Source organism: Serratia sp. TMDUHS_CL (assembly GCF_037137105.1).
GTDB lineage: Bacteria > Pseudomonadota > Gammaproteobacteria > Enterobacterales > Enterobacteriaceae > Serratia > Serratia nevei.
Genome location: NZ_JBBBDV010000011.1, coordinates 93,843 through 113,487, shown reverse-complemented (window position 1 = coordinate 113,487; position 19,645 = coordinate 93,843). Strand labels below are relative to the sequence as shown.

Sequence of the window (19,645 nt, the reverse complement as noted above, 5' to 3'; positions counted from 1 at the left end):
TAAATCTCATCGGCGCTTTCTGCTACAATTCCCTTCCACGTTTTACAGTCGAGCAAGCCAGCACCATGCGATTAAACCCCAGCCAACAACAAGCCGTCGAATTCGTTACCGGGCCCTGCCTGGTGTTGGCCGGTGCCGGTTCCGGCAAGACGCGCGTTATCACCAACAAGATAGCCCACCTGATCCACCACTGCGGCTATCAGGCGCGGCACATCGCCGCCGTGACCTTTACCAACAAGGCCGCACGCGAGATGAAAGAGCGCGTGTCGCAAACCCTGGGGCGTAAAGAGGCGCGCGGGCTGATGATTTCCACCTTCCATACCCTGGGGCTGGAGATCATCAAACGGGAATACGTGGCGTTGGGGATGAAGTCCAACTTCTCGCTGTTCGATGACCAGGATCAGCTGGCGCTGTTGAAAGAGCTGACCGAAAAGTGGCTGGAAAGCGACAAAACGCTGGTGGCGCAGCTGATCTCGACCATCTCCAACTGGAAAAACGACCTGATCGATCCCCAGCGGGCGGCGGAGCTGGCGCGCTCGGAGCGCGACAAGCTGTTCGCCCACTGCTACGGCCTGTACCACGCCCATATGCGGGCGTGCAACGTGCTGGACTTCGACGACCTGATCCTGTTGCCGACGCTGTTGTTGCAACGCAACGAAGAGGTGCGCGAACGCTGGCAGCAGCGTATTCGCTATCTGCTGGTGGATGAGTACCAGGATACCAACACCAGCCAGTACGAGCTGGTTAAGCTGCTGGTGGGCAACCGCGCGCGCTTTACCGTGGTGGGTGACGACGACCAGTCGATCTACTCCTGGCGCGGCGCGCGGCCGCAGAACCTGGTGTTGTTGAAGGAAGATTTCCCGGCGCTGCAGGTGATCAAGCTGGAGCAAAACTACCGTTCCAGCGAGCGTATCCTGAAGGCGGCTAACATTCTGATCGCCAATAACCCGCACGTGTTTGAAAAACGGCTGTTTTCCGAGCTGGGATATGGTGAAGAGCTGAAAGTGGTGACCGCCAACAACGAGGATCACGAAGCCGAGCGGGTGGTGGGGGAGCTGATCGCCCACCACTTCGTGAAAAAGACCAACTACGGCGACTATGCGATCCTGTACCGCGGCAACCACCAGTCGCGGGTGTTTGAAAAGATGCTGATGCAGAACCGCATCCCGTACAAGATTTCCGGCGGCACCTCGTTCTTCTCGCGCCCCGAGATCAAGGATCTGCTGGCCTACCTGCGCGTGCTGACCAACCCGGAGGACGACAGCGCCTTCCTGCGCATCGTCAATACCCCCAAGCGTGAGATCGGCCCGGCGACGCTGCAGAAGCTCGGCGAATGGGCCAACCAGCGCAACAAGAGTTTATTCCACGCCAGTTTCGATCTGGGGCTGAGCCAGCACTTGACCGGGCGCGGGCTGGAGTCATTGCAGCGCTTTACCCACTGGCTCGGCGGTATCGCCCAGCAGGCGGAACGTGAGCCGGTGGCGGCGGTGCGCGATCTGATCCGCGGCGTGGACTATGAGAGCTGGCTGTTTGAAACCTCGACCAGCCCGAAGGCCGCCGAAATGCGGATGAAGAACGTCAACACGCTGTTCGGCTGGATGACCGAGATGCTGGAAGGCAACGATCTGGACGAGCCGATGACGCTGACCCAGGTGGTGACGCGCTTCACCCTGCGCGACATGATGGAGCGCGGTGAAAGCGAAGAAGAGCTGGATCAGGTACAGCTGATGACGCTGCACGCTTCCAAAGGGCTGGAGTTCCCCTACGTATTCCTGGTGGGCATGGAAGAGGGCCTGCTACCGCACCAGAGCAGCATCGATGAAGACAATGTCGATGAAGAGCGGCGTCTGGCCTATGTGGGGATCACCCGCGCGCAAAAAGAGCTGATCTTCACCCTGTGCCGCGAGCGCCGTCAGTACGGCGAACTGGTGCGGCCGGAGCCGAGTCGCTTCCTGCTGGAACTGCCGCAGGACGATTTGGCGTGGGAAACCGAGCGTAAAGTGGTGAGCCCGCAGGAGCGGATGCAGAAGGGGCAGAGCCATCTGGCCAATATCCGCGCCCAGCTGGCCAAGGCCAAAGGCGGGAATTAAAAAGACAGGGCTAGATTACTGACAAAGGAGGAAAAAGCGTGGTTTTTCCTCCTTTGAGGTTATCAGCCGAAAATCAATGAATTGATTTTCCTTATTTTTTATATGCTGTCTTCTGTAAACCTGGCAATGTCATCAGGTTTGCCATTAACCTTCAGGCGCGAATCGCGCCCTGATCATTTCAACGCTGTTCTTCCAACCGCAGCGTCCAATGGACGTAGCTCTGCCAGTGGCTTTCCTGCTCCAGCGCCTCGGCGCGCAGCGGATGCTGTTCCAGCCAACCCGGCGGCAAGATCACCGTCAGTTCGTCGTCCTGATTGGCGCGTAACCGCACCGCCGGCAGCGTGTCATCGCGGCGGCGGCTGGCGAAGATGATCGCCAGGCGCAAAATGCGGCACAGACGCTGCGCAGTGCGCGGCGGCAGGGCGTTTTGCTGGTTCAACAGCGACAGGTCGAGGGTGTTGCTCTGGTTTTGCAGCAGGGTGGCCAGCAGTTTTTTCTGCGCCGGGGTAAAGCCGGGTAAGTCCAGGTGGCGGATCAGGTAAGCGGCGTGTTGCGGCGCCTGCTTGAAATCGACGCTGAGGCCGAGTTCGTGGATCAGGCTGGCGCTGTGCAACAGCTCGCGACATCGCGCATCCAGCTGCCACTCGTTGGCGACCTGCTGCGAGAAGTTGGCGGCGAGTTGGCTGACGCGTTCGGCCTGCTCGGTGTCGATCAGGTAGCGACGCTGCAGGTTGCGGATGGTGCGGATGCGAATATCCTGCTCCACCGGCAGATGCAGCATGCCGTAAACCAGGCCTTCACGCAGGGCCCCGCCGGCCAGCATCATGCTCTCGATGCCCAGCTCCTGGAAGATGGCCAACAGAATGGACAGGCCGCTCGGGAACACCAGCGCGCGCTCCAACGTCAACCCTTCGATCTCCAGCTCTTCCAGCTTGCCGCACTGAATGGCGCGCTGTTTCAGCTGGCGCAGCTTGGGCAGGGTGATGCGTTCATCCATGCCTTGCGCCACCATGATCTCCTGCAGCGCCTGCACGGTGCCGGAAGCGCCGACGCAGATCTGCCAACCTTGCTGGCGCAGCTGCGGTGCGATCGGCCGCACCATTTCGCGTGCGGCCTGTTCGGCGCGCTCGAAGTTTTCTTGCCCAAGGTTGCGATCGCTGAAGTAGCGCTCCAGCCAGGTGACGCAGCCCATCGACAGGCTATACAGCTGCGATGCCTGTGCGCCGGTGCCGGTGACCAGTTCGGTGCTGCCGCCGCCGATGTCGACGACCAGCCGCCGATCCGGCCCGCCGGTGGTGTGCGCAACGCCGTGATAAATCAGCCGCGCTTCTTCTTCGCCGCTGATCACCTGCACCGGGCAGCCGAGGATTTGCTCGGCGACCTGCAGAAACTCATCGGCGTTGGACGCCAGGCGCAGCGTGGCGGTGGCGACGACGCGGATCTGCTCGCGCGGAATGTCCTGCAGGCGTTCGGAGAACAGCCGCAGGCACTGCCAGCCGCGTTGCATGGCCTCATGCGACAGGTGATTGTTCTGATCCAGCCCGGCCGCCAGGCGCACCTTGCGCTTGATCCGCGCCAGAGTCTGAATGCTGCCGGCCACCTCGCGCACCACCAACATGTGGAAGCTGTTGGAGCCGAGATCGATGGCAGCATAAAGCGTGCTGGAACTGAGCATGGCGATCAGCTCGAACGTTTACGGTTGCTGCGCGGCGCGCCGCCGCGACGAGGCGCGGAGTTGCGACGTGGGCCGTTGCCGCCGCGCGGACGCGACAGGCGCTTCGGCGCCGGCAAATCGGTCAGCAGCGCATCGCTGTTGTACTTGCTCACCGGAATGCTGTGGTCGATATAGGTCTCGATCGCCGGCAGGTTGAGCGCGTACTCTTCACACGCCAGGCTGATGGAGTGGCCGCTGGCGCCTGCGCGGCCGGTACGGCCGATGCGGTGCACGTAGTCTTCGCAGTCGTCAGGCAGATCGTAGTTGAAAACGTGCGTGACGGAAGGGATGTGCAAGCCGCGCGCAGCGACGTCGGTGGCGACCAGGATATCGAGGTTGCCCTTGGTGAAGTCGTCGAGGATACGCAGGCGTTTTTTCTGCGCCACGTCACCGGTCAGCAGGCCGACGCGGTGACCGTCGGCGGCCAGATGGCCCCAGATGTCTTCGCAGCGGTGCTTGGTGTTGGCGAAGATGATGGCGCGATCCGGCCACTCTTCTTCAATCAGCGTCTGCAGCAGGCGCATTTTTTCTTCGTTGGACGGGTAGAACAGCTCTTCTTTAATGCGGTGGCCGGTTTTCTGTTCCGGTTCCACTTCAACATATTCGGCGTTGTTCATCTGCTCGAAGGCCAGTTCGCGTACGCGATAGGACAGGGTGGCGGAGAACAGCATGTTCAGGCGTTGATCGGCCGTAGGCATACGGCGGAACAGCCAACGGATGTCTTTGATAAAGCCGAGATCGTACATGCGATCGGCTTCATCCAGCACGACGACCTGCATCGCGCCGAGATCGACATAGTTCTGTTTGGTGTAATCGATTAAACGGCCGGTGGTGCCAATCAGAATGTCCACGCCGCTTTCCAGCACTTTCAGCTGCTTGTCGTAGCCGTCGCCGCCGTAGGCCAGGCCCAGTTTCAGGCCGGTGCTCTGGGAGAGCGCTTCTGCATCGGAGTGGATTTGCACCGCCAGTTCACGCGTAGGCGCCATGATCAAGGCGCGCGGCTGATTGGTCTGGCGATCCTGTTTCGCCGGGTGAGTCAGCAAATAGTGAAAAGTAGACGCCAAAAACGCCAGCGTCTTTCCGGTACCGGTTTGCGCCTGACCTGCAACGTCACGCCCGGAGAGCGTGAGCGGCAATGCTAACGCCTGGATGGGCGTGCAATTGTGAAACCCTTTTTTCTCAAGGGCTTCAAGGACTAACGGGTGCAGGGCGAAGTCGGAAAACTTCTGTTCGGTCAAGTGTGTTTTGCTCATAGTGTGGTAGAATATCAGCTAACTATTGCTTTACGAAAGCACATCCGTTGAAATAAACGCGGTGCAATAAAATCACCTTGAGTTGGTTAATGCTACACCAACAAGGTAGACATAATCCTGTGGAGTAGAACATGAGCGATAAAATTATTCACCTGACTGACAGCAGCTTCGAAGCCGATGTGCTGAAAGCGGAAGGGCCGATCCTGGTCGATTTCTGGGCTGAATGGTGTGGGCCGTGCAAGATGATTGCTCCGATTCTGGATGAGATTGCCGAAGAGTTCGAAGGCAAACTGACCATCACCAAGCTGAATATCGATCAGAACCCGGCTACCGCGCCTAAGTACGGTATCCGTGGTATCCCTACGCTGTTGCTGTTCAAGAACGGTGAAGTGGCCGCGACCAAGGTTGGCGCGTTGTCCAAAGGTCAGCTCAAAGATTTCCTGAACGCGAATCTGTAATCGGGCGGGAAGCCCAGTATCAGGCGCCTGGCGGTGATGTTCAATTCACCGCTAGACGCCTGCCAAGAAGCGTGTTAAGTTTAACCACACTGCATATAGAACTTGCCCGAAGTTTTAAATCTAAAGAGTTTGAATCTAAAGCTATACTCTGTGTCGAACCACTGGCGTTGAAAGTAAACTGAACTCAGCCCGTGTTTTGGCAATCAAACGGTTTTGCAAAAATCATTTTTAAGGTACCTTCGATCTTCAACCGTCAATGCGTGCGCCCGATGTAAGCCATTTCTTACCGCGACGGCTCTGCGCCCGGTGATCGAACGTCCAGTAAACAGGCACGCATCTCGCTGCCATACCATTCACGATACAAGTTCGAGACATACCCCGAGTTTAAGAACCCACCACTATGAATCTTACCGAATTAAAGAATACGCCGGTTTCTGAGCTGATTACTCTCGGCGAAAATATGGGGCTGGAAAACCTTGCCCGCATGCGCAAGCAGGACATTATCTTCTCCATTCTGAAGCAACATGCGAAAAGCGGAGAAGATATCTTCGGCGACGGCGTGCTCGAGATATTGCAGGATGGATTCGGTTTCCTCCGCTCTGGAGACAGTTCCTACCTCGCCGGTCCCGACGACATCTATGTATCCCCTAGCCAAATCCGCCGCTTCAACCTCCGCACAGGTGACACCATTTCCGGTAAGATTCGTCCGCCAAAAGAAGGCGAGCGCTATTTTGCCCTGTTGAAAGTCAACGAGGTCAACTACGACAAGCCGGAAAACGCCCGCAGCAAGATCCTGTTCGAGAATTTGACCCCGCTGCACGCCAATTCCCGTCTGCGGATGGAGCGCGGCAACGGTTCGACCGAAGACCTGACGGCGCGCGTACTGGATCTGGCGGCGCCGATTGGCCGCGGCCAGCGTGGCCTGATCGTGGCACCGCCGAAAGCCGGTAAAACCATGCTGCTGCAGAACATTGCGCAGAGCATCGCCTACAACCACCCTGACTGCGTGCTGATGGTGCTGCTGATCGACGAACGTCCGGAAGAAGTGACCGAGATGCAGCGTCTGGTGAAAGGCGAAGTGATCGCATCGACCTTCGACGAACCGGCTTCGCGTCACGTGCAAGTGGCCGAAATGGTGATCGAGAAGGCCAAGCGCCTGGTTGAACACAAGAAAGACGTGATCATTCTGCTCGACTCCATCACTCGTCTGGCGCGTGCCTACAACACCGTGGTACCGGCCTCAGGCAAGGTGCTGACCGGTGGTGTGGATGCCAACGCCCTGCATCGTCCGAAGCGCTTCTTCGGTGCGGCACGTAACGTGGAAGAGGGCGGCAGCCTGACCATCATCGCGACCGCGCTGGTTGATACCGGTTCGAAGATGGACGAAGTGATCTACGAAGAATTTAAAGGTACCGGCAACATGGAATTGCACCTGGCGCGTAAAATCGCCGAGAAACGTGTATTCCCTGCGATTGATTACAACCGCTCCGGTACCCGTAAAGAAGAGCTGCTCACCACCTCCGAAGAGCTGCAAAAAATGTGGATCCTGCGCAAAATCATCCATCCGATGGGTGAGATTGACGCGATGGAGTTCCTCATTAATAAGTTGGCGATGACTAAAACCAACGATGAATTCTTCGATATGATGAAACGCTCATAATTCGTTAAAAAATTCGCTGAACGCCACGCCTAGTCGTGGCGTTTTTCGCTTTTGGCGGATACGATAAGTAGCAGTAATGGAAAAGTAAGTTGTTTCCTCGACTTATTGAGAATTCATCTTGTTTGTCGGTCGGTTTCTCGCCGGTCGGCTTTGCTGCTGTCGTTTTGTCAGCCGAAGCGAAGAAAATAGGCATGAATCACCGTTGTCATAGGAAATGACCGAAAGGTGGCGGGGGCCGATGGCACAAGCTATTGCCCGTGGTAAGCTGCCTTATCTTCTACAGAGATCTGTTAACTGTGAACTTACTCACTATGAGTACTGAAATTCTATTTGTTTTCCTGTTTTCTTTGGCTTTTCTCTTTGTTGCCCGCAAGGCGGCAAAACGTATTGGTCTGGTAGATAAACCCAATTATCGCAAACGCCATCAGGGGCTGATTCCGCTGGTCGGCGGTATTTCCGTTTATGCCGGGCTGTGCTTCGCGTTTTGGATTTCTGAACAACCTATCGCGCACGCCAAGCTTTATCTTACCTGCGCCGGCATTCTGGTGTTTGTGGGCGCGCTCGACGATCGTTTCGACATCAGCGTTAAAATCCGCGCCCTGGTGCAGGCGTTGGTCGGCATCGCCATGATGGTGTTCGCGGGCCTCTACCTGCGCAGCTTCGGCCATGTGCTGGGCGACTGGGAGATGCTGCTGGGGCCGTTCGGCTATCTGGTGACGCTGTTCGCGGTATGGGCGGCGATCAACGCCTTCAACATGGTCGACGGCATCGATGGCCTGCTGGGGGGCTTGTCGTGCGTCTCCTTCGGCGCGCTGGGCCTGTTGCTGTACCTGAGCGGCCATCATGAGCTGGCGTTCTGGTGCTTTGCGATGATTGCCACCATCGTTCCCTATATTTTGCTCAACCTCGGCATCCTTGGCCGCCGTTATAAGGTGTTCATGGGGGACGCCGGCAGTACCCTGATCGGCTTTACCGCCATTTGGCTGCTGCTGCAAAGCTCGCAGGGAAAGGCACACTCGATTAACCCGGTGACCGCGCTGTGGATCATCGCTATTCCGCTGATGGACATGATAGCAATCATGTATCGTCGTTTACGCAAGGGGATGAGCCCCTTCTCTCCCGATCGTCAACATATTCACCACCTGATCATGCGCGCCGGCTTTACGCCGCGGCAGGCTTTCGTGTTGATCACCCTGGCGGCCGCATTGCTGGCGGCGGTTGGCGTGATCGGCGAACGCCTGACTTTTATCCCAGAGTGGGTTATGTTGGCATTATTCTTGCTTGCTTTCTTCCTGTACGGTTACTGCATCAAGCGCGCCTGGCGGGTTGCGCGGTACATTAAGCGTATCAAGCGTCGCCTGCGGCGTTCGAGCGATAACAAGCAAGTATCTTAACCAGAGGCTTTTTGGCTGTGATGAATCCAGAAACAACGTCTGACAAGCATACCCCGGCGGTGGATAACGAACTCGATATCCGCGGCCTGTGCTGCATCCTGTGGCGCGGCAAACCGTGGATTATCGGCATTGCGGTGCTGTTCGCGGCGGTCGCGCTGATCGTCTCTTATCTGGTTAAGCAAGAGTGGAGCGCGACCGCCATCACCGACAGACCGACGGTGAATGCGCTGGGCGGTTACTACTCGCAGCAACAGTTCCTGCGTAATCTGGACGTGCGCACGCTGCCGGCGACGGCCGGCGATCAGCCGAGCATCGCGGACGAAGCGTACGATGAGTTCATCATGCAGCTGGCGGCTTACGATACGCGTCGCGATTTCTGGCTGCAGAGCGATTACTACAAGCAGCGTCAGGAAGGGGATGCTCGCGCCGATGCGGCGTTGCTCGACGAGCTGATCAACAACATCCTGTTCACGCCGCGCGACGACAAGAAAGTGCCGAACGACGGCGTGAAGCTGACGGCGGAAACCGCCGCCGACGCCAACCGCCTGCTGCGTCAATACGTGGCCTTCGCCAGCCACCGCGCAGCCCTGCACCTGAACGAAGAGATCCAGGGAGCGTGGGCCGCCCGCACTACCTCGATGAAGGCGCAGGTCAAGCGCCAGGAAGCGGTGGCGGAGTCGGTTTACAAGCGTGAGCTGAACACCACGCAGCAGGCGCTGAAAATCGCCGAAAGCCAGGGGATAAGCCGCACGCAAACCGACACCCCGGCCGAGCAACTGCCGGATTCGGATCTGTTCCTGCTGGGCCGGCCAATGCTGCAGGCGCGTCTGGAAGGCCTGCAGGCTTCCGGCCCGACCTATGACCTGGATTACGATCAGAACCGCGCGATGCTGGCGACGCTGAACGTTGGCCCAACGTTGGATGAGAAGTTCCAGACCTATCGCTATTTGCGTACGCCGGAAGAGCCGGTAAAACGCGACAGCCCACGCCGGGTCTTCTGGCTGATTCTGTGGGGCGCGATGGGCGCTTTGGTTGGCGCGGGTGTTGCCTTGGCGCGTCGGCCGCGTAGTTAAAAATAATATAATAATCTGATGCAGGGCGCGTGAGCGCCCCATTCGCAGGCGGGGCCTGCGATTAACCGACCAAAAGAGATTCGCTGTGAAAGTGTTGACTGTTTTCGGCACCAGGCCGGAAGCCATTAAAATGGCGCCGCTGGTACATGCACTGGCCCAGGATGAGGCCTTTGACGCAAGAGTCTGCGTAACGGCACAGCATCGTGAGATGTTGGATCAGGTATTGCGGTTGTTTGAGATTACGCCGGATTACGACCTGAACATCATGAAACCCGGTCAGGGGCTGACGGAAATCACCTGCCGCATCCTGGAAGGGCTGAAAGGGGTGCTGGAAGACTTCAAACCGGACGTGGTGCTGGTGCATGGCGATACCACCACCACGCTGGCGACCAGTCTGGCGGCGTTCTATCAACGCATCCCCGTCGGGCATGTCGAAGCCGGGCTGCGCACCGGCAATCTGTATTCTCCCTGGCCGGAAGAGGCCAACCGCAAACTGACCGGCCATCTGGCGATGTACCATTTTGCGCCAACCGAAAACTCGCGCCAGAATCTGCTGCGCGAGCTGCTGCCGGACAACCGTATTTTCGTGACCGGCAATACGGTGATCGATGCGTTGTTCTGGGTGCGCGACCGCGTGATGAGCGATGCCGCGCTGCAGGCTGACCTGGCGCAGCGTTACCCGTTCCTCGACGCCGACAAGAAACTGATTCTGGTCACCGGCCATCGCCGCGAAAGTTTTGGCGGCGGCTTTGAGCGAATTTGCAGCGCGCTGGCGGAGATTGCCCGCAACCACCCGGAAGTGCAGGTAGTGTATCCGGTGCATCTCAATCCGAACGTCAGTGAGCCGGTGAATCGCATCTTGAAAGGCATCGACAACGTCATGCTGATCGAGCCGCAGGATTATCTGCCGTTTGTCTATTTGATGACCCAGGCCTATATGATCCTGACCGATTCCGGCGGTATTCAGGAAGAGGCGCCATCGTTAGGCAAACCGGTGCTGGTGATGCGCGACACCACCGAACGCCCGGAAGCGATAGATGCGGGCACGGTACGCCTGGTCGGTACCGATGTCGCCAAAATTGTTGAAGCGGTGACCCGGCTGTTGACGGACGAAAGCGAATATCACGCGATGAGTCGGGCGCACAACCCATACGGTGACGGGCATGCCTGCCAGCGTATCCTCGAAGCTTTAAAGAATCATCAGGTGACACTATGAGTTTTGACACTATTTCGGTTATCGGCCTGGGTTATATCGGCTTGCCAACGGCGGCGGCGTTCGCTTCCCGCAAGAAAAAAGTGGTGGGTGTAGATGTTAACCAACATGCAGTAGATACCATTAACCGCGGTGCGATCCACATCGTCGAGCCGGATCTGGACAAAGTGGTCAAGGACGCCGTTGACGGTGGTTTTCTGCAGGCTGTGACCAAACCGCTGGCGGCCGATGCGTTCCTGATCGCGGTGCCTACGCCGTTCAAGGGCGATCACGAGCCGGATCTGGCCTATGTCGAAGCGGCGGCGAAATCGCTGGCACCGGTGCTGAAAAAGGGCGATCTGGTGATCCTTGAGTCCACCTCGCCGGTGGGTGCCACCGAACAGATGGCGGAATGGCTGGCGCAGGCGCGCAGCGATCTCAGCTTCCCGCAGCACGCGGGCGAAGCGGCGGACGTGAATATCGCCTACTGCCCGGAGCGCGTGCTGCCGGGGCAGGTCATGGTGGAACTGATTCAAAACGACCGCGTGATCGGTGGCATGACGCCGAAGTGCTCGGAACGTGCCAGCGCGCTGTACAAGATTTTCCTCGAGGGCGAATGCGTGATCACCAACTCGCGCACTGCCGAGATGTGCAAGCTGACGGAAAACAGCTTCCGCGACGTGAATATCGCCTTTGCCAACGAATTGTCGTTGATCTGCGCCGAACAGGGGATCAACGTCTGGGAGCTGATCCGCCTGGCGAATCGCCATCCGCGGGTGAATATTCTGCAGCCGGGGCCGGGCGTCGGCGGTCACTGCATCGCCGTCGATCCATGGTTTATCGTGGCGCAGAACCCGCAGCAGGCGCGCCTGATCCACACCGCTCGCCTGGTGAACGACGGTAAACCGCTGTGGGTGGTCGATCGGGTGAAAGCGGCGGTGGCTGATTGCCTGGCCGCCACCGACAAGCGCGCGTCCGAGGTCAAAATTGCCTGTTTCGGCCTGGCCTTCAAGCCGAATATCGACGATCTGCGTGAAAGCCCGGCGGTGGAAGTCGCACACCTGATTGCCGAATGGCACGTCGGCGAAACGCTGGCGGTGGAACCGAACGTCGAGCAGTTGCCGAAGTCGCTGGCGGGCCATGTGACGTTGACGCCAATCGCTGAGGCGTTGCAGCAGGCCGACGTGATCGTGATGTTGGTCGATCACCAGCAGTTCAAGGCCATCCGGCCGGATGAAATCAAACAAACCTGGGTGGTTGATACCAAGGGAGTCTGGCGTTGAAACGTATCTTGGTGACCGGTGGTGCCGGCTTTATCGGTTCTGCGGTCGTGCGACACATCATCGAAGCCACCGATGACAGCGTGGTGGTGGTGGATAAGCTGACCTATGCCGGCAATCTTGAATCGCTGGCGGTGGTGGCCGAGAGCGAGCGCTATGCTTTCGAGCAGGTCGACATCTGCGATCGCGCCGAGCTGGATCGGGTGTTTGCCCAGTATCAGCCGGACGTGGTGATGCACCTGGCGGCGGAAAGCCATGTCGATCGCTCTATCGACGGCCCGGCGGCGTTTATCGAGACCAACGTGGTCGGCACTTATACCCTGCTGGAAGCGGCGCGCCATTATTGGCAACCGTTGGCGGCGGAGAAGAAGCAGGCTTTCCGTTTCCACCATATCTCTACCGACGAAGTGTACGGCGATCTGCACGGCACCGACGATCTGTTCACCGAAACCACGCCGTATGCGCCGAGCAGCCCGTATTCCGCCTCCAAGGCGTCGAGCGATCACCTGGTGCGCGCCTGGTTGCGCACCTACGGTCTGCCGACCCTCGTGACCAACTGTTCGAACAACTACGGCCCTTATCACTTCCCGGAGAAGCTGATCCCGCTGGTGATCCTGAACGCGGTAGCCGGTAAACCGCTGCCGGTATACGGCAACGGCGCGCAGGTGCGCGACTGGCTGTATGTTGAGGATCATGCGCGCGCGCTGTATCAGGTCGTGACCGAAGGCGTGGTGGGTGAAACTTACAATATCGGTGGCCATAACGAGCGCAAAAATATCGACGTGGTGCAGACCATTTGTGAGCTGCTGGAAGAACTGGCGCCGAACAAGCCGCAGGGTGTGGCGAACTACCGCGATCTGATCACTTACGTGAAGGATCGCCCGGGCCACGATATGCGTTACGCCATCGACGCCGGCAAAATCGATCGTGAGTTGGATTGGCGGCCGCAGGAAACGTTCGAAAGCGGCCTTCGCAAAACCGTGGTTTGGTACCTGAACAACGAAACCTGGTGGCGCCGGGTGCAAGACGGCTCTTATGCCGGCGAGCGTTTAGGGCTGTCCGAGTGAATGTCATGCCGTGTTGCCTGTGGGTGACGTGGCTGATTTGGGAGCAAGTATGAAAGGTATTGTGCTGGCCGGGGGTTCCGGTACGCGCCTGCATCCGATTACCCGCGGCGTATCGAAACAGCTGTTGCCGATTTACGATAAACCGATGATCTATTACCCGTTGTCGGTACTGATGCTGGCGGGAATCAAAGACATTCTGATTATCTCCACGCCGGAAGATCTGCCTTCATTCAAGAGGCTTTTGGGCAGCGGCGAAGCATTCGGCATCAATCTCAGCTATGCCGAACAGCCAAGTCCCGATGGCCTGGCTCAGGCATTTTTGATCGGCGAAGAATTTTTGGCCGGTGAGCCGAGCTGCCTGGTATTGGGTGACAATATTTACTTTGGTCAGGGGTTCAGTCCCAAACTGAAAAGCGTTGCAGCGCGCACCACCGGTGCGACCGTGTTCGGTTATCAGGTGATGGATCCCGAGCGTTTTGGCGTCGTGGAGTTTGATGATCGCTATCGGGCGCTGTCGATCGAAGAGAAGCCGGCTAAACCGAAGTCTAACTGGGCGGTGACCGGGTTGTATTTCTACGATGCTCAGGTCGTGGAGTTCGCCAAGCAGATCAAACCTTCACCTCGGGGTGAATTGGAGATCACCAGCATTAACCAGATGTATCTGGAGCGCGGAGAGCTGACCGTCGAGCTGTTGGGGCGCGGTTTTGCCTGGCTGGACACCGGCACTCACGACAGCCTGCTGGAAGCCAGCAGCTTCGTACAGACGGTCGAGAAACGCCAGGGCTTTAAAATCGCCTGTCTCGAGGAGATCGCATGGCGCAATGGCTGGCTGGATGATGAGGGCGTGAAACGCGCGGCTCAGACGTTGGCCAAAACCGGTTATGGCAAATACTTACTGGATTTATTGCATGCGCGTCCACGCCAGTATTGAACCGCTGCATTGGGAGAGCGATTTCTTCCAATTGAAGAGCGCCAAGTTACATTTCGACGACTCTGTGGCCCCCGTCAGCAACGCCGATTTGGATGCTTATGCGTTGGTGCAGGCTAAAATCCCCGCTTACCGCTTGGAGTGGGCTGATGCGCTGTCGGCGCTAGGCTTCCGGCTGGTCGAAGGCGAAGTGGATCTGGCAGTGAGCATTGCAACTGGACGCGAGACGGTCGATACCGCTGCGGCCGGGGTGCGCACGGCCGTACCCGAGGACATCCCGTCGTTGCGCGCTGCTGCCGGTGAGGTGTTTGCCGCCAGCCGGTTTCGCGCACCGTGGTACGATCGCGCCGATAGTGGGCGATTCTATGCGGCCTGGATCGAAAAAGCGGTGCTGGGCACCTTTGATCATCAATGCTTGTTGGTATTGAACAACCAGGGGCAACCCGAAGGCTTTGTCAGCCTGCGTGACATTGGCGGCCAGGAAATGCGTATCGGCCTGCTGGCGGCTTTCCCCGGCGTATCCGGCCGGGGCATTGGCACTCGGCTGATGACGGCGGCGATCGCCGAATGTCGGCGTCAAGGTATGCAGCGCCTGCGGGTCGCGACCCAGATAAGCAATATCGCCGCATTACGACTCTATCAACGACAGGGTGCCGTGATTGAAAGCACCGCGTACTGGTTATACAGAGGTAGACATGATTCCATTTAACGCTCCACCGGTTGTTGGCACTGAACTGGAATATATGCAGGCTGCTATGGGCAGCGGCAAGCTATGCGGCGACGGCGGCTTTACCCGCCGCTGTCAGCAGTGGATGGAACAGCGTTTCGGCAGCGCGAAAGTGTTGCTGACGCCTTCCTGCACCGCGTCGTTGGAAATGGCCGCCATCCTGCTGGATATTCAGCCGGGTGACGAAGTGATCATGCCGAGCTTTACCTTCGTTTCCACCGCCAACGCCTTTGTGCTGCGCGGGGCTAAAGTGGTGTTCGTCGACCTGCGTCCGGATACCATGAACATCGACGAAACCAAAATCGAAGCGGCGATCACCGATAAAACCCGCGCGATCGTGCCGGTGCACTACGCCGGCGTCGCCTGCGAGATGGATACCATCATGGCGCTGGCGAAGAAATATAACCTGTTCGTGGTGGAAGACGCCGCGCAGGGCGTGATGTCGACCTACAAAGGCAAGGCATTGGGCACCATCGGCCACATCGGCTGTTTCAGCTTCCATGAAACCAAAAACTATACCGCCGGCGGCGAAGGTGGTGCGACGCTGGTGAACGATCCGGCTCTGGTCGATCGGGCGGAAGTCATCCGCGAGAAAGGCACCAACCGCAGCCAGTTCTTCCGTGGTCAGGTCGACAAATATACCTGGCGCGACATCGGCTCCAGCTATCTGATGTCTGACCTGCAGGCCGCCTACCTGTGGGGCCAGCTGGAAGTGGCGGAACGCATCAACCAGCGCCGCCTGACGCTGTGGCAGAAGTACTACGACAGTTTCCTGCCGTTGGCGAAGGCCGGGCGCATCGAGCTGCCGAGCATACCGGCGGACTGCAAGCACAATGCGCACATGTTCTATATCAAGCTGCGGGATATCGACGATCGCACGGCCTTTATCGACTACCTGAAGGAAGCCGAGATCATGGCGGTGTTCCACTATATCCCGCTGCATGACTGCCCGGCCGGCGAACGTTTTGGTCGCTTTGCCGGCGAAGACCGTTACACCTCGCAGGAAAGCGCGCGCCTGGTGCGCTTGCCGCTGTTCTACAATATGTCCGATGTCAATCAGCGTACGGTAATCAATACCATCCTGAGCTTCTTTGCCTGATATGTCGCTGGCAAAAGCATCGATATGGACTGCCGGCTCCACGCTGATCAAAATCGGCGTGGGGTTGTTGGTGGTGAAGCTGCTGGCGGTGGCGTTTGGCCCCAGCGGGGTGGGGCAGGCGGGTAACTTCCGCCAGTTGATTACCGTGCTGGGCGTGCTGTCCGGCGCGGGTATTTTTAACGGCATCACCAAATACGTGGCGGAGTACCACCAGGATCCGCAGCGTCTGCGTCTGGCGGTAGGCACTGCGTCGAGCATCGTGCTGGGTTTTTCGACCTTGCTGGCGCTGGTGTTTCTGTTCGCCGCCGAACCGATCAGCATCGGGCTGTTCGGGCATGCCGATTACGTCGATGTGGTGCGCGCCGTCGCCTTCATTCAGATGGGGATCGCCTACGCCAACCTGTTCATGGCGGTGCTGAAAGGCTATCGCGATGCGATGGGCAATGCGCTGGCGGTGATCGGCGGCAGCCTGATTGGCGTGGTGGCTTATTACCTGTGCTTTAAGCTGGGTGGCTATGAAGGCGCGCTGGCGGGGCTGGCGCTGGTGCCGGCGTTGGTGGTGTTGCCTGCCGGGCTGATGCTGTGGCGGCGCAAAACGCTGCCGCTGCGCTATCTGGCGCCGCGTTGGGACAAACTCGTGGCCGGCAATCTCGGCAAATTCACCCTCATGGCGTTGATCACGTCGGTGACGCTGCCGGTGGCCTACGTGATGATGCGTAACCTGTTGGCCGCCCATTACGGCTGGGATGAGGTGGGGATTTGGCAGGGCGTCAGCAGCATTTCCGATGCCTATCTGCAGTTTATCACCGCTTCGTTTACCGTCTATTTGCTGCCGACGCTGTCGCGGCTGACGGACAAGGGCGCCATCTCACGGGAGATCGTGCGTTCGCTGAAATTCGTGCTGCCGGCGGTAGCGGCGGCGAGCTTTACGGTTTGGGTGCTGCGCGATTTCGCTATTTGGCTGCTGTTCTCGGACAAGTTTGTCGCCATGCGCGATCTGTTTGCCTGGCAGCTGGTGGGCGACGTGCTGAAAGTCGGGGCCTATGTGTTCGGCTATCTGGTGATCGCCAAAGCGTCGCTGCGCTTCTATATCCTGACGGAAGTCAGCCAGTTTCTGCTGCTGACGCTGTTCTCGCACTGGCTGATCCCGCTGCACGGCGCGTTGGGGGCGGCTCAGGCCTATATGGCAACCTACATCGTGTATTTCGCGCTCTGTAGCTGCGTGTTCCTTATTTATCGTAGACGAGTATGACCATACTGATTCACGTTCTGGGATCCGATATCCCGCATCATAACCAGACGGTGCTGCGCTTCTTCAACGACGTGCTGGCGCCGCGTTTGCCGGCTGAGCAGACGCGGCATTTTATGGTGGCGGCCAAGGATGTGGCGGCACTGGGTGATTTCCCCGCCCTGAACATTGAGCCCTACGCAGACAAGAAAAGCCTGGCGGCGGCGGTCATCGCCCGTGCCCAGGCCGATCGCGATGCGCGCTTCTTCCTGCACGGCCAGTTCAATCCGGGGCTGTGGTTGGCGCTGCTGAGCGGCAAGATCAAGGCGCGTCAGGTCAGTTGGCATATTTGGGGCGCCGATCTGTATGAAGACGCCACCAGCTGGAAATTCCGGCTGTTCTATCTGCTGCGCCGCATTGCGCAGGGGCGAGTAGGGAACGTGTTTGCTACTCGCGGCGACGTGATTCACTACCAGCAGCGCCATGCGCGGGTGCCGGCCTCGCTGCTGTACTTCCCGACCCGCATGGATCCGGCGCTGACCGACGTTCACGTCGAGAAAAACCTGGCCGGGCCGATGACGATTCTGGTGGGCAACTCCGGCGATCGCAGCAATCGGCATATCGAAGCGCTGCAGGCGATTCATCAGCAGTTCGGCGCCGACGTGCGCGTGATCCTGCCGATGGGTTATCCGGCCAACAACGATGCCTACATCGAGCAGGTGCGCGCCGCCGGGTTGCCGCTGTTCGGCGAGAAAAACCTGCAGCTGCTCACGCAGCAGGTGGCGTTTGAGGACTACCTCAATATTTTACGCGCCTGCGATCTGGGCTATTTCATTTTCAATCGCCAGCAGGGGATTGGCACCCTGTGCCTGCTGATTCAGTTCGGCGTGCCTTTCGTGCTCAGCCGGCAAAACCCGTTCTGGCAGGATTTGGCGGAACAGCACCTGCCGGTGCTGTTCTACGGCGATTCGCTGGACGAGGCGGTGGTGCGCGAAGCGCAGCGTCAGCTGGCGGCGGTGGATAAACAGGCGATCGCCTTCTTCAATCCGAACTATGTCGACGGCTGGCAGCAAGCCCTGGCGTTGGCGGCGGGAGAGCACTCATGACGTTGGCGCAATTCGGCGGCCTGTTTGTCGTCTATCTGGTCAGCCTGACGTTTATTCTGACGCTGACCTACCAGGAGTTTCGGCGCGTGCGCTTTAACTTCAACGTCTTCTTCTCGCTGCTGTATTTACTGACGTTCTATTTCGGTTTTCCTTTGACCTGCCTGCTGGTGTTCCAGTTTGACGTCGAGGTGGTGCCTGTGGAGTTTCTGCTGTACGCCCTGCTGTCGGCGACGGCGTTTTACGCCATCTATTACGTCACCTACAAGACCCGGCTGCGCAAGCGCCGCACAGAGCCGCGTGCGGCGCTGTTTACCATGAACCGGGTAGAGACTCATATGACTTGGGTGCTGCTGGCATTGGTGGCGATCGGTACCGTTGGGATCTTCTTCATGCAGAACGGCTTCCTGCTGTTCAAGCTCAATTCCTACAGCCAGATTTTCTCCAGCGACGTGTCCGGCGTGGCGCTCAAGCGGTTCTTCTACTTCTTCATTCCGGCGATGCTGGTGGTCTATTTCCTGCGGCAAGATCTGCGCGCCTGGTTCTTGTTCCTGGTGGCGACGGTGGCGTTCGGTATTCTGACCTACGTGATCGTCGGCGGCACCCGCGCCAACATCATCATCGCCTTCGCGCTGTTCCTGTTTATCGGCATCGTGCGCGGCTGGATCACGCTGTGGATGCTGGCGGCGGCGGGCATATTCGGCGTGGTCGGCATGTTCTGGCTGGCGTTGAAGCGCTACAGCCTGGACGTCAGCGGCGCGGAAGCGTTCTATACCTTCCTCTACCTGACCCGCGATACCTTCTCGCCGTGGGAAAACCTGGCGCTGCTGCTGCAAAATTACGACAAGATCGATTTCCAGGGCCTGGCGCCGATCGTGCGTGATTTCTACGTCTTTATTCCAACCTGGCTATGGCCGGGCCGGCCGGACGTGGTGCTGAACTCGGCCAACTATTTCACCTGGGAAGTGCTGAACAATCACTCCGGGCTGGCGATTTCCCCGACGCTGATCGGTTCACTGGTGGTGATGGGCGGTGCGCTGTTTATTCCGCTCGGCGCGATTCTGGTGGGCATGATCATCAAGTGGTTCGACTGGCTGTATGAGTTGGGCAAAACCGAACCGAACCGCTATAAGGCGGCCATTCTGCAAGGCTTCTGCTTCGGTGCGGTGTTCAACATCATCGTGCTGGCGCGCGAAGGGGTGGATTCATTCGTGTCGCGCGTGGTGTTTTTCTGCATTATTTTCGGCGCCTGTCTGGTGCTGGCGAAGTTGCTGTATTGGCTGTTCGATACCGCCGGGCTGATCAAGGCCAGAGTGACGCGCGCCCGCGCGCTGGCGTCTGTGCCTCGGGCGAACGGTCTTTTGTAAGGGTAATGAGAA

At 58.5% G+C, this 19,645-nt stretch carries 16 protein-coding genes; 14 read left to right on the top strand and 2 right to left on the bottom strand.

From position 1 onward, the window contains the following. The first annotated feature begins 65 nt into the window (after window positions 1–65). Window positions 66–2,090: a DNA helicase Rep gene (gene rep / locus WCL58_RS19350; RefSeq protein ID WP_004934177.1), complete on the top strand. Its 2,025-nt coding sequence runs from the start codon at window positions 66–68 to the stop codon at window positions 2,088–2,090. Window positions 2,091–2,268: 178 nt separating this feature from the next. Here the strand turns inward: rep and ppx are convergent, their stop codons facing one another. After that, window positions 2,269–3,765, bottom strand: a complete 1,497-nt coding sequence (ppx, locus tag WCL58_RS19345) for an exopolyphosphatase (RefSeq protein ID WP_047729463.1) — start codon at window positions 3,763–3,765, stop codon at window positions 2,269–2,271. 5 nt (window positions 3,766–3,770) lie between these two features. After that, the gene (gene rhlB, locus WCL58_RS19340; protein WP_060424233.1) at window positions 3,771–5,057 is read right to left on the bottom strand and encodes an ATP-dependent RNA helicase RhlB; all 1,287 of its coding nucleotides are present in this window, start codon (window positions 5,055–5,057) and stop codon (window positions 3,771–3,773) included. A gap of 131 nt (window positions 5,058–5,188) precedes the next feature. On the opposite strand from rhlB, the gene trxA reads away from it, so the two are divergent. The 13 genes from trxA to wzyE all read left to right on the top strand — a co-directional run bounded on the left by trxA (window position 5,189) and on the right by wzyE (window position 19,633). Then, window positions 5,189–5,515, top strand: a complete 327-nt coding sequence (gene trxA, locus WCL58_RS19335; RefSeq protein ID WP_004934187.1) for a thioredoxin TrxA — start codon at window positions 5,189–5,191, stop codon at window positions 5,513–5,515. A gap of 400 nt (window positions 5,516–5,915) precedes the next feature. Beyond that, the gene (gene rho, locus WCL58_RS19330) at window positions 5,916–7,175 is read left to right on the top strand and encodes a transcription termination factor Rho (RefSeq protein WP_004934188.1); all 1,260 of its coding nucleotides are present in this window, start codon (window positions 5,916–5,918) and stop codon (window positions 7,173–7,175) included. Between the two features lie 296 nt (window positions 7,176–7,471). Next, window positions 7,472–8,569 carry a UDP-N-acetylglucosamine--undecaprenyl-phosphate N-acetylglucosaminephosphotransferase gene (gene wecA, locus WCL58_RS19325; RefSeq protein WP_004934192.1) on the top strand — a complete coding sequence of 366 codons (1,098 nt, stop codon included), beginning with the start codon at window positions 7,472–7,474 and terminating at the stop codon, window positions 8,567–8,569. Between the two features lie 20 nt (window positions 8,570–8,589). After that, entirely contained in the window at window positions 8,590–9,642 is a 1,053-nt protein-coding gene (gene wzzE / locus WCL58_RS19320) for an ECA polysaccharide chain length modulation protein (RefSeq protein ID WP_336851508.1), read from the top strand. Window positions 9,643–9,727: 85 nt separating this feature from the next. Continuing rightward, window positions 9,728–10,858: a non-hydrolyzing UDP-N-acetylglucosamine 2-epimerase gene (gene wecB / locus WCL58_RS19315; protein ID WP_180547993.1), complete on the top strand. Its 1,131-nt coding sequence runs from the start codon at window positions 9,728–9,730 to the stop codon at window positions 10,856–10,858. After that, complete coding sequence (gene wecC / locus WCL58_RS19310) at window positions 10,855–12,117, top strand: UDP-N-acetyl-D-mannosamine dehydrogenase (protein ID WP_141957667.1); 1,263 nt, start codon at window positions 10,855–10,857, stop codon at window positions 12,115–12,117. Before wecB ends, wecC begins: the two co-directional genes overlap by 4 nt. Then, entirely contained in the window at window positions 12,114–13,181 is a 1,068-nt protein-coding gene (gene rffG, locus WCL58_RS19305) for a dTDP-glucose 4,6-dehydratase (RefSeq protein ID WP_141957669.1), read from the top strand. The genes wecC and rffG overlap by 4 nt, the downstream gene beginning before the upstream one ends. A gap of 49 nt (window positions 13,182–13,230) precedes the next feature. Continuing rightward, window positions 13,231–14,112 carry a glucose-1-phosphate thymidylyltransferase RfbA gene (gene rfbA / locus WCL58_RS19300; protein ID WP_141957672.1) on the top strand — a complete coding sequence of 294 codons (882 nt, stop codon included), beginning with the start codon at window positions 13,231–13,233 and terminating at the stop codon, window positions 14,110–14,112. Continuing rightward, window positions 14,090–14,818, top strand: coding sequence for a dTDP-4-amino-4,6-dideoxy-D-galactose acyltransferase (rffC, locus tag WCL58_RS19295; protein WP_202670232.1), 729 nt, complete (start codon window positions 14,090–14,092; stop codon window positions 14,816–14,818). Before rfbA ends, rffC begins: the two co-directional genes overlap by 23 nt. After that, complete coding sequence (gene rffA, locus WCL58_RS19290; protein WP_187321904.1) at window positions 14,805–15,935, top strand: dTDP-4-amino-4,6-dideoxygalactose transaminase; 1,131 nt, start codon at window positions 14,805–14,807, stop codon at window positions 15,933–15,935. The genes rffC and rffA overlap by 14 nt, the downstream gene beginning before the upstream one ends. Window position 15,936: 1 nt before the next feature. Beyond that, window positions 15,937–17,187 (top strand): lipid III flippase WzxE, encoded by a 1,251-nt coding sequence (gene wzxE, locus WCL58_RS19285; protein WP_048232375.1) that lies wholly within the window; start codon window positions 15,937–15,939, stop codon window positions 17,185–17,187. Beyond that, window positions 17,184–18,269: a TDP-N-acetylfucosamine:lipid II N-acetylfucosaminyltransferase gene (locus WCL58_RS19280; protein WP_100396584.1), complete on the top strand. Its 1,086-nt coding sequence runs from the start codon at window positions 17,184–17,186 to the stop codon at window positions 18,267–18,269. The genes wzxE and WCL58_RS19280 overlap by 4 nt, the downstream gene beginning before the upstream one ends. Next, a complete protein-coding gene (gene wzyE / locus WCL58_RS19275; protein WP_087762624.1) occupies window positions 18,266–19,633 on the top strand; it encodes an ECA oligosaccharide polymerase in 1,368 nt (455 codons plus the stop codon). Before WCL58_RS19280 ends, wzyE begins: the two co-directional genes overlap by 4 nt. Window positions 19,634–19,645: the final 12 nt, after the last annotated feature.